Below are 11,625 nucleotides of genomic sequence, written 5' to 3'. Positions count from 1 at the left end.
CTGCTAAACAGCAATTCGTTTCGATGGAGTTAGAATAGATGATTTGATTCTTTGCTTGTAGAGCACTAAAACTTAGCTTTTAATTAGGTTTAACCTAACAATGGAAGATATCAGCATGAAGGGTACGACTTACAGCCAGCTACAGGTATTTCAAGCGATTGTTTCAGAGGGTAGCATACGCGGCGCTGCTCGAAAGTTAGAGATAGCCGCCCCGTCGGTTAGCCAAGCATTGAAACTCTTAGAATCCAATGTCGGTTTGACACTATTCAACCGTACCACGCGCAAGATTGAACTTACTGATGCGGGGCGATTGCTTTATGAACGCACCTCTCAAGCTATGGCCTCTTTATCTATCGCTATTGAGAGTGTTCAAGAGTTAGCTGATGAGCCGAGTGGTAAACTGCGCATCACACTCCCCAAGTTTGTGTTTAACACCTACTTTCAAAGCATCTATGCCAAATTCTGCCGCCTCTATCCGCAGATTCAATTAGAGGTCGTGATTTCAGATGCGACCCTTGATATTGTCAAAGAAGGCATCGATTTAGGTATCCGATTTGGCAACAAAGTCGAAGAGGGAATGGTAGCAAAAAAACTGACAGAACCTATGCAAGAGGCGCTGTTCGCCAGTCCTGCCTACTTTGACAAATTTGGTGTCCCTTCTTCGCTAGAGGATTTAAGTCAGCATCAGCTAATTCAATATCGATTTGTCACTTCCAATCAATATGCGAGGCTCAACCTCATCGACAACGGGCAAGAGACGCTAGTTGAAATGCCCTACGCCCTTGTGGTGAATGATACTGACGTGATGATAGACGGTGCACTGCAAGGGCTTGGTATTGGTAGGCTGGTCTTGCCCTGCGTAGAGGAACTGATTGAGTCAGGTGAACTTAAACCCGTACTCAAAGACCACTGGCCTAACTTTCAAGGGCTCTACCTCTATTTCAGTCGTAATAGCCAAAAAGTGAAGCGTATACGGGTGTTCATTGATTTCCTCGTTGTAGAGTTCAACCAAGCTAGCTTAAGTTCTTCTTCATCTGATTAGCCACTTTCAAGTACGACTGAAGCTCATTTTCTGCAACGCCACTCGTCATTTTTGATATCAATGCTTGCTCGACATCGGCGATACGCTCAACCAGCGTGCGCCCCTGCTCTGTCACCAGAAGAAACGCACTGCGTTTATCCTCAGGATTAGCTGCTTTGTCTAATAGACCCTCATCAAGCAAAGGCTTTAGCAGGCGTGTGACCTGCGCTTTATCTCTGCTTAAAAACTGGACAATATGATTTGCGGTGCAGTCTTGTGTCTTTGAAATGATTTTGAGCACACGCATGTGCATTGGTGTGATCGGCAAACCAAGCAGTTCAATCTGATGGTGCATTTCTCTTTTTACGGCATGCGCTAAACCAAATAGCCCTTCCAATGTTGTTGCTTGTGACACGGCGACTCTCCAATTAAATGGTTTACATTATCATTTAAACTAACTATAGTTGACAAAATCAACCTTGCTAGTTTACCTGTGGAGCGAAATGATGAAAAGAAAAATGACACCTAAATCTTTGACGGTAATCTCAACACAAAAGCTAAGCGACAGCTTTCTGCGCATTCGCTTCACTGGTGACGACTTGCAGAAAATGCCTGAAGACTGCGAAGGGGATTATATCAAGCTGATCTTCAATGCTAATGGCACGACCAATATTGACGATATGAGTGAAACGGGTCGCCCACTTATGCGCACCTACACTATTCGTCATTTTGACTCTGCCGCCCTAACACTTGATGTCGATTTTGTTTTACATGACAGCCAAGACCAAGATGGAATCGCAAGTCACTGGGCACAAACTGCCAAGGCTGGAGACACGATTAAGATTGGTGGCCCGGGCCACAGTGAAACCATTCCTTTTGACTTGCATGACTATGTTTTTGTCGCTGATATGACATCGTTGCCTGCGCTTGCTGTGACACTGACTAAGTTAACACCAGACGCAAAAGGACGTGCCTTTATTCAAATTGCAGATGCTTCTGACAAGCAAGAACTTGAGGCACCACAAGGCATCGATATTGAGTGGTTACTGGGTGATCATCAGCAACCTTTACTCGCTAAGTCGGTCGAATCGTTGACTTCAGTACCAAGCAATGCGGGTGTTTGGTGTGCCTGTGAGTTTTCGCAAATGCGAGCAGTTCGACGTCACGTTTCAGACAACTGGTCATGCGCTCGTGAAAACACCTACTTTAGCAGCTATTGGAAACACGGTGTCACTGAAGACGGCCATAAAGCATTAAAGAGACAAGACGCTGAGTCGTTTAATCAAGCCTAATAGCATCATTTAGATGAAGGGCGCCTAGAGAGGCTCGCTGCCTCTCTTTATTCCTTTCTTATTAACTCAGCCTTTCTCGCGAGCCCTAACTATTGTCAGCCAAGCGTACAATAGACAAGTAACGCTTGGGATAACCACTCTTAAAATAGTCGGTCTCAGTTACACCGTAATGCTTCTTAGAAGAAGAACTATGGATAAAGTGAAGTTTCCCCTCTCCCACTTGAGTAATGATGCCTGCATGCCCTGGTTTTCTTACCTTCGGGTCAGTGCCCGTAAATATAATTAAATCCCCAACTTGAGCCTTATCAAAATCGACTTTGTTCTTGTAAAGAGATGGGTATTGTGAAGTTGTTCTTGGAATATCAATATTAAATTCATTGTACACAAACTTAATAAATCCTGAGCAATCAAAACCACTGGGGGTATTTCCGCCCCACTTATAATCTGTGCCGATATAGTCACGGGCAAAGGCTATCATTTGTTGGTTTGAAGGAGAATGAGTAGTAGCAGGTTTTAGAGGTGGATGAGCGTATGGTGTATTTGAAGAGCAAGCAGAGGCGAGTAATACAAAACAAAGGGGCAAGCATCGCTTCAAACGAGTTAAAGGTCTGTCACTTAATATCGAGTACGTCATTTCAGGCTATGCTCCGTGCATTAGTATAAACATCATTAAGCATAGCCATTATTTGAACATATACCGCATATTATGCGACTAACGTATGAATAAACGCCCCATCATTTTGATCATCTTCTGTTGAGACTTCAATAACAGTTTAATTCTTCCTAACCATGCAGGAGTGTGAAACACCGTCTTGGCATGACTAAACGTTCGAAAGCCTTCAACACCATGATAGTGCCCCATACCAGAAGGGCCTACACCGCCAAAGGGCGCGTCTTCTGCTCCAACGTGGAAAACGGTCTCATTGATACCGACGCCACCACTGTGTGTCGAATTGACGATACGCTGAATCAATAACTTATCTGTACTCATGATATAGAGCGCGAGAGGACGGTCTTTGGAATTGATATAATCCAAAGCTTCTTGAATGTCTTGATAGGGCTTAATTGGCAACAGTGGGCCGAATATTTCATCGCGCATGATGGTCATATCATCTGTTACATCGGTCATCAAGTGCGGTGTAATCAAACGTGAATCAGCACCGTTTGTTACTTGCTTAGTGTGAACGATGGCACCTTGTTGTTTAGCCTCTTCCAATGCAGCCATTAGGCGATCATATTGGCGCTCATTGATGATTTGAGTGAAGCCTCCCTCTTCCTCAATTTCAGGATACAGCACGGCCAGACGCTCAAAAAAGCGCGTAATGAACGCATCGACTTTCTCTTTGGGTACAAACGCATAGTCAGGTGCGACACATATCTGCCCAGCATTCAGACATTTACCGAAAAGTACTGCATCAACCGCAACATCTAAGTCGCTGTCTTTCGCAACGATTACGGGAGACTTGCCGCCCAACTCTAGGGTGATCGGCGTTAAGTTTGGCGCAGCAGCTTGGGCTACATAGCGACCAACTTGAGTTGAACCGGTAAAAAGTAAGTGATCAAACGGTAGAGCACTAAACTCAGCCGCAACCTCAGCCGCACCTTCAATGACCAGTATATGCTCAGGCAAAACACTCAAGATCTTCGTAATGACCTGATTCGTTTTAGGCGTAAATTCACTGAGCTTGAGCATGACTCGATTACCCGCAGCTAATGCCGTCACGATAGGCCCAACGCTCAAAATGACAGGAAAGTTCCATGGCGCTATGATACCGACCACACCGAGTGGCTGATATTCCACTGCAACTTTACTCGGCATAAACATCAGTCCAGCACTGCGCTTACTCGGCTTCATCCATTGCTTTAAGTGCTTTAACGTGTAGTTAATCTGCGCCACAGTCGGCATAATATCAGCGATGGAGGTGTCAAACTCAGTTCTGCAACCAAAGTCGTTACTCAACGCTTCAATCAGCTGTGTTCGATGCTCAATGAGGCTTTGCTTAATCAGCTTCAGATTATTGATACGAGCCTCAATCGGCAAGCAAAGTTGCTGATTGTAACATTCACGAAGTAAATCGAGTGATTGGTTTAATGTTTCCGCTTGATTAATTTCCGTAATTGCATTCACTGTATTAATCCTTTATTTGTTGTGGCACCAACTAACTTTTATATACGACCAATCTAGCACAGAAACCCCAACTCATCTCTCTAGAGTTAATGCTCAAAGTGTAAACTTATATTTGTCCTTATTTACAGTATTAGCTTAACGCCAGCGACTTATACGAGCACACTTTCTAGTAATAATTAAAAATAGCGAGGCTCTAAAGCAACCACTTTAGAGCCTTATCCCTCAACACGTTATACAAATCGTTCTAGCAACACTCTTTGCTTCTCTGGTTGCTTTTTCGCTTTTTTGAAGCCAGCAGTACGAAGTAACTTCATCATATGTTGCGAAGTCATATAGAGACTAGCCTGAGCACGTGATTGCCCTGTGGCCGGAATGACTTTCTCAAGCATCATCTGCATAAATTCAGTCGCAATACCGCGACGTCGATACTCTCTATCCACCCCCATCATCACGATTTCATACTCGAGTTGGTTAGCCTGTTTAATCCACATGAATCCGACAATTTTACCCTTGACGTACTTACCATAAATCGCTCCATGGCTGCGCTTACCGTCAGAGTCAAAGTACCCTTTGTCGATGGTGCTAAACAGTTTTGCTCGGAGTTCATCGTGTGTCATGGGTTGTAAAAATTGCTTGTCAAAGTGGCCATGACCAGACTCGTTGATAATTTCACTCATCACCCATCCAACATCTTCAGGCTCCAATGGGGTAATACCTTTGGCAATAGACAAATGCTTACGTCTAGCCTCCGGTATTGGTAGTGGTGTTTTCGCTTGGTTAATGAATATTCGCCCATAAAGATCTTTTAACTTACTCAACATAAGTCCACCTTCGCTGCTTAATTAAAAACTCGTAAAAACAAACCTTTAATGTCTAAGCTAAAAGCAAAAGTACAAGCTTACAATACCGTATTTGGGCAAGGGTGAAGGGCATCATCTTTCGTTGATGTCATCTCACTTGAAGTGTGATTAGAAGTGTAAATGTCTGTGACAAAGAGGGTGCAAACTTAGCACCCTCTCCATTCGCCGATTCAAGTAATTACTTGATAATCATGATATTTCTGACTTCAAAATCAACCCCTGCCTGCGACGCGCCCCATTCTGGGAATACAACAAACGGTGCGGTCACGCGTTCAATATCAAAGCTACCTCCGGAGAGTAACTGTGCAAAAGGTATCGATACTGAGTGCCACTGCCCCTCGGGATAGGCCGTTTGCCCCAATTGATAGTCATTTGTTGCAACACTGCTTGCCAGTATTTTTACTGATAGCCCCTGAGTATTAGGGTTATCATCACCAACGGGCGAACCATAGTTATGAACATAAAGTTCAAACTCAATGGCACCTGATTCTTGATATAAACTCAAGTTTTGGGCCTCTTCTGCAATAAAGTTGATTTCCGCTTTATAGGCTTCAGGGCTGTCTTTCTCAAAAGAGACTCGTATAATCCCATCCGTTTCAGAGATCGTTGCATGAGTCTCACCGATCGGTCCCCAATCATTCGTGTTATATTCATTGGCTTCCACAACTGAATTCCATGGCGCTTCCAAAATATCCGAAGACGTCATATCCAAAGGTGGATTAACAGGAGCCTGTAAGTTATTGCAATCGAGTTCATCCTCTGCTGAATCAAGGCTTCGAGGAACGAAACGAACATTGGCGATATCAAGCTCCATCTCCTCTTTGCCTCCATCACTATATAAAAGGAAAGCGGTGTTCAGCATTGGAAATGACATGCCGCTGTCTTCAAAACAGGTGAGAGGAAGCTTGAGTGTTGTCCAACTATCACTAGGTGCTGGCATCGCCGCTGCAATATTGACTTCACCCAGACAAGGCCACTCACAATGCATCGACAACACGAAATCATCGTCAATCGTTGTATGTGTTCTTACATCAAACTGAAGTGTGGAGTCTGCATTAAGGTAAGCGTTCATATCGACGGTCTTTTCATCTTCCGTTTGCAGATAGAATTGAGACGGTTGAGCCCCTGTGAACGTAATGTTTACCGCATCACGTTGGTGATCTTTGTTTATACGATCAACTTCGATTCCTTCGATAACAGTCGCCCCATCACTTGCGACCTCTAATCCAACCCAACCATTGCCATTGCCTGAGATACGAGGCACAAACTGATTTGAACTGTCTTTACCAAATATTTCTAGATTGATTGTCGCTACACCGTCATCTGGTGCCCCCATACCGCATCCGTACTCTCTCGGGTCTAAAGGCAAGTTGTCTAGATCAAACTCATACTCACTCGGTGCCCCTTCCGCATAGTTAAGACCATAGCCAAAGGCAAATAGTGGTACATTCTCGCCATTGATATCTTGTTCTGTTTCAGGAGTCACCCATCGATCAGACAAGTTTTCTGGTACCGCATTAATGGATGTCGAGCATTTAAGTAGCGGCCAAGAATATGACAGTGTTCCTTTAAAGTCGTTTCCTCCTTCGAAAATCACGTCCGTGATCCCACCAGCCTCGGTGCCAGGTAACCAAGCTGCAACGAACGCTTCAGAGTGGTTAATCTCTTCATTGACGTAGAGCGGTCGTCCGGAGTAAAAAACAGTGACGACTTTTAGCCCTGCTGCTTTTAACGATTTGATGGTTTCCAAATCTGCTGCGTAAGAGGACTTAATCGTTGCAAACTCAAGAGTTTGGTTTGCCTTAATATCACCGAACATTTCAGCGTATGGGTCTTCACCTATAACGACGATTGCAACGGTGTCATCGGTCGCATCCGATAATTCTGTTATTACATTATCTGAGCCAACAACCTCTTCTATAGCCATTTTCATCGTGGTTGCACCAGGAAAATCATCTTCAATCGTGTTGCCATCGCCTTGCCAAGTCAGCGACCATCCCCCTGTTTGCTTGGTAATATCATCAATCGCAGACCCAGCAATCAAAACGTTTTGGTCTTTCTTGAGAGGTAGTATGTCGTCGTTATTTTTAAGTAAAACCAGGGACTCACTCACTGCTTGACGAGCCAAATCGCGGTGTTCATCTTTGCCTAATTGGCTTTGGTCACCCGCAAAAGTTCGCATTGATGGTTGTGGTTTTTCCCATAAATTAGCTCGCATTTTTACACGAAGTATCCGAGTAACAGCGTCATCAATGCGTGACATAGAGATAGTACCATCTTGCACTTGAGCGATAATATTAAGGTACATAGCTTGCCAATCAGAACGCGAAGTCACCATCAAGATATCATTGCCTGCGTTGACAACAGCAGGACAGTTAGAGCTAGTACAACCATTAATTTCCTGGTGTCCATTCCAGTCGGTTACCACTAAACCATCGAATCCCATCTTATCTTTGAGCACATCCGTTACCATGTAACGACTTCCATGCAGTTTGTAATTATAATCTTCGGAATTTTCGTAGTCATAGTTCACTTCGTTGTGCCATGAGTTAAAAGAGGTCATTACAACCTGCGCTCCCGCTTCCAAGCCAGAAAAATAGCCAGCCGCATGAATGTTTCTCAAATACTCTTCGCTGTAATGGTTCTCTCCTCGATCTTCACCATCCTTGGTACCACCATCACCCACCCAATGCTTCACGTTGGATATGACCTTGTGATCCGTTTTTAAATCGGCTGAATCTCCTTGAAGTCCTTTTACCATTCGACTCGCATAAGCGTAGACAATGGATGGATCTTCAGAGTAGCCCTCATAGACACGCCCCCAGCGATAATCACGAGGTGTGGCAACGGTTGGTGCAAACGTCCAATCAAGCCCTGTCGCGACGATTTCTTGTGCCGTTGCTTGCCCTATTTGTTCAATTAAATCTGGGTTTCGTGCTGCGCCCAACCCTATATTGTGGGGAAAGACGGTCGCTTTAAACACGTTGTTATGACCATGAACGGCATCCGTCGCCCAAATGAATGGGATTCGAATATTTCGCGTTGCCCAGTACTGCTCATTAGCCAACCAATACTTATCTGCTTCATCAGCCCAATCTTTAGCACTGGCATACTTGTCATCGTTAGGCCATCCACCCCCCCCATTAAGTAGCGAACCAAGATGATATTCTGCTACCTCTTCCGGTGTCACATCGCGCAGATCCGGCTGAATCATCTGACCGACTTTTTCTTCCAAGGTCATTTGCGACAATATCGTCACAATTTCGGCTTCAATCGCTGAATCGACCGGGATATTACTCTGTATCTGCGGCCAATCATTGAAATACGGCATCTCAAAGTCGCCAGACGCAGGAGGTGTATTACTAGAACTATTGTTACAGCCAGATAGAGCAAGAGCGCTTGCAATAGCGACAGCAAGTAGGGATTTTTTGGTCATATTTTATTCTCTAATATATTTTGTTGTGAATGGTTTTCTAGGAACAAAATATTCACGTTTCGCCACTATTAATTTGAATCAGTTCAATTAATTTACGCGCTAAAAAATATATTTAAAAAATATGTTAGGTTGATGTAAGAAAAGGGCAAGCTCATGTAACTTACAGCGTAAGTTACATGAGTGATTGAAGATATTAATGCTCTTCGATTCGTTGAGTGCTGTTCCTCACGACTAATTCAAATGTCGAATTGAAACTCTCCGCTGGTTGTTCACGCATCAAGTTCAGCACAGTACTGTAAGCATGTTTCCCTATATCAAACAAAGGCTGCTTAATCGTGGTCAACTTCGGGATGTAATAATCACACATAGCATGATCATCAAATCCAACCACAGAAATATCGCTAGGTACTTGAAGTCCATGCTCATTTAGCGCTCGCATAGCACCAAATGCACTGAGATCGTTGGCGATAAACACCGCACTAAATTTCACACCACGTTTTAACAAAGACTTCATCGCTCGATACCCACCTTCGAGAGAAAAGTCCCCTCGAACCACGAGTCGATTGTCGATTTTCATTCCTGAGGCTTCTAGGCTTTGTCGATATCCGGTTAATCTATCATTTGAATCAAGGCTGCTGTCTGGTCCCGTAATATGCGCAATATGAGAGTGACCAAGCTGGATAAGGTGGTTTGTTGCCAGTCTCCCTCCAATGACATTGTCACTCCAAAGAACTGGATACCAGTCATTTTTGTCTCGACAGACAAACAATACCGGCGTGTCCGTCATGATTTCTTTCACCATCTCCAACGGACAAAAACCGATAACCACAATAACTGCATCAAGCTTTTGCTGCTTGAATATGCGAAGCTGCTCCTCTTCTTTATGTAAGTTCCAATAGCTGGGCTGTACCGTCAACTTGTAGTGGTGTAAACCGCAGGCAGCTCGTATTCCCTCTAATATCTCCAACGAAAATGAGTCATTGAGTGTGGGAGCAATAACACCAATCATCATGCTGCGGTGGGTAGCACGTTTTTTCCTTGGCGAGTAATCGAGCGTTGCGATTGCGTCTTCTATGTTACGTACCGTTTCAGCTTTCACTTGAGAGCTGCGGTTCAGATACCTCGATACTGTTGCTACGGACACACCTGATCGTTGCGCTACATCGTATATTGTCGACTTCATTCCATGACCATCCCAAATACCTATAACCAACATGCTATCGAACTTCTGCAAGCTTTTGTCTCTACTACAGAAATATACATCACAGATTTACATGAAAGAACGCGTCGTTAAGGGTAAAGTTTCGTAGAGAATAATGTGCTACTGTAAAACCAACTCATAAAACCAAGGACGTTTATGAACTGCCCGTTAAAGCTATCGCATCGCTATCTCGACTTTCCATCGCCGTTCTACGCACTTGTTAAGCCCCAGCCACTGGTTCACTCGCGCTGGGTCGCGTGGAATAGCGAACTCGCTAGGAACTTTGGTCTATCAAAGAAAGCTCCGCAAAACGAAGTTCAAGCATTTCTGTTTGGCGAAGTGACCGATGAAGAACACCCTTCTCTTGCAATGAAATATGCCGGGCATCAGTTTGGGAGTTACAACCCTGAGCTGGGTGATGGTCGGGGTCTGCTGCTAGGAGAATTGACGAATACTGCAGGCATCAAACATGACCTACACCTAAAAGGAGCGGGCCTGACACCATACTCTCGAATGGGTGATGGCCGCGCCGTTCTTCGCTCTACCATTCGAGAGTATCTTGGTAGCGAGGCAATGGCTGGGCTCGGTATACCAACAACTCGCGCACTTGGCATGTTCACCAGTGATACAGTCGTATACCGTGAGAAAAGCGAATATGGCGCCATGCTGTTGAGAACATCTGAGAGCCACATACGCTTTGGGCACTTTGAACACTTCTTTTACCAGCAACAACACGACCATTTGAAGCTTCTAGCTGATCAATGCATCGATTGGTATTGGCCAGAACTCAAAGCTGAGGCACAACCCTATGTTGCTATGTTTCGACGCGTTGTTGAAGCAACGGTAGAGATGATCGCCAGTTGGCAGGCTGTGGGTTTTACTCATGGGGTAATGAACACTGACAATATGTCCATATTGGGGCAAACCTTCGATTATGGACCGTATGGTTTTATGGATGGCTTTGAGCAAAACTTCATTCCTAACCACTCTGACTACAACGGTCGCTACTCATTCAAAATGCAGCCGAGTATCGCCTACTGGAATCTCACCGCACTCGGCTATGCCCTCTCCCCTCTCATAGAGAGCGCACTTATTGAGCAAGAGCTGCAGCGTTATAAACCACTTCTAAGTAAGGCGTACAGTGGCAAAATGCGGCATAAATTAGGCCTTCGTACCACACAAGGTGACGATAGCCAACTCTTTGATGACCTGTTCAATCTGCTCAATGCAAATAAAACCGACTACACCCGTTTTATGCGCGAGTTAAGCAACCTTGATGGCAATGACCCAAGCGAAATTGTTGATTTAGTCATTGATAGAGACGGTGCGGAGAAGTGGCTAGATCGCTATCTAGCGCGATGTCATCAAGAGGTAGACGCATCAGGTAATCCAATATCGTCACAAGAGCGCTGCCAAGCGATGCGCTCTGTCAACCCAAAGTATGTATTGAGAAACTACTTAGCTCAAATCGCTATCGATAAGGCAGAGCAAGGTGATTACAGTGAGATAGACTCACTCATGACTGTATTAAACAATCCGTTTGAAGAGCACCCTTCGCTAGAGCACTACGCCGCACTGCCACCTCATTGGGCCAGCGATATCGAGATAAGCTGTTCATCTTAGCAAAAAATGTGTCTGGATGGTTGACCTGTCTACTACTTTACACTTTATCCTTACATCATCGACA

At 44.6% G+C, this 11,625-nt stretch carries 9 protein-coding genes; 3 read left to right on the top strand and 6 right to left on the bottom strand.

Features of this window, described 5'->3' with window-relative positions; genetic code table 11:
* The first annotated feature begins 115 nt into the window (after nt 1-115).
* Entirely contained in the window at nt 116-1,042 is a 927-nt protein-coding gene (locus tag GT360_RS06625; RefSeq protein ID WP_164649604.1) for a LysR family transcriptional regulator, read from the top strand.
* Here the strand turns inward: GT360_RS06625 and GT360_RS06620 are convergent.
* Nucleotides 1,014-1,436, bottom strand: coding sequence for a MarR family winged helix-turn-helix transcriptional regulator (locus GT360_RS06620; RefSeq protein ID WP_164648111.1), 423 nt, complete (start codon nt 1,434-1,436; stop codon nt 1,014-1,016). The genes GT360_RS06625 and GT360_RS06620 overlap by 29 nt on opposite strands.
* Nucleotides 1,437-1,524: 88 nt before the next feature.
* Here GT360_RS06620 and GT360_RS06615 point away from each other — a divergent pair, with 88 nt between their 5' ends.
* Nucleotides 1,525-2,313 (top strand): siderophore-interacting protein, encoded by a 789-nt coding sequence (locus tag GT360_RS06615; RefSeq protein ID WP_239502602.1) that lies wholly within the window; start codon nt 1,525-1,527, stop codon nt 2,311-2,313.
* Nucleotides 2,314-2,398: 85 nt separating this feature from the next.
* Here the strand turns inward: GT360_RS06615 and GT360_RS06610 are convergent, their stop codons facing one another.
* The 5 genes from GT360_RS06610 to GT360_RS06590 form a co-directional block, all read right to left on the bottom strand.
* Nucleotides 2,399-2,947: a C40 family peptidase gene (locus GT360_RS06610; RefSeq protein WP_239502601.1), complete on the bottom strand. Its 549-nt coding sequence runs from the start codon at nt 2,945-2,947 to the stop codon at nt 2,399-2,401.
* 78 nt (nt 2,948-3,025) lie between these two features.
* Complete coding sequence (locus GT360_RS06605; RefSeq protein ID WP_204274551.1) at nt 3,026-4,441, bottom strand: coniferyl aldehyde dehydrogenase; 1,416 nt, start codon at nt 4,439-4,441, stop codon at nt 3,026-3,028.
* Nucleotides 4,442-4,671: 230 nt separating this feature from the next.
* Complete coding sequence (locus tag GT360_RS06600) at nt 4,672-5,262, bottom strand: GNAT family N-acetyltransferase (protein ID WP_164648110.1); 591 nt, start codon at nt 5,260-5,262, stop codon at nt 4,672-4,674.
* A 217-nt stretch (nt 5,263-5,479) separates the two neighbouring features.
* On the bottom strand, nt 5,480-8,737 hold the full coding sequence (locus tag GT360_RS06595; RefSeq protein ID WP_164648109.1) for a glycoside hydrolase family 3 protein: 3,258 nt from the start codon (nt 8,735-8,737) through the stop codon (nt 5,480-5,482).
* A gap of 193 nt (nt 8,738-8,930) precedes the next feature.
* Entirely contained in the window at nt 8,931-9,920 is a 990-nt protein-coding gene (locus GT360_RS06590) for a substrate-binding domain-containing protein (RefSeq protein WP_164648108.1), read from the bottom strand.
* Between the two features lie 174 nt (nt 9,921-10,094).
* Between GT360_RS06590 and GT360_RS06585 the strand changes: the two genes are divergently transcribed.
* The gene (locus GT360_RS06585; RefSeq protein ID WP_164648107.1) at nt 10,095-11,561 is read left to right on the top strand and encodes a protein adenylyltransferase SelO; all 1,467 of its coding nucleotides are present in this window, start codon (nt 10,095-10,097) and stop codon (nt 11,559-11,561) included.
* Nucleotides 11,562-11,625 lie beyond the last annotated feature (64 nt).

This window comes from Vibrio astriarenae (assembly GCF_010587385.1).
Classification (GTDB): Bacteria; Pseudomonadota; Gammaproteobacteria; order Enterobacterales; family Vibrionaceae; genus Vibrio; species Vibrio astriarenae.
Note: the sequence above shows the minus strand (reverse complement) of the source record. Positions and strands in the feature narration are given on the sequence as shown.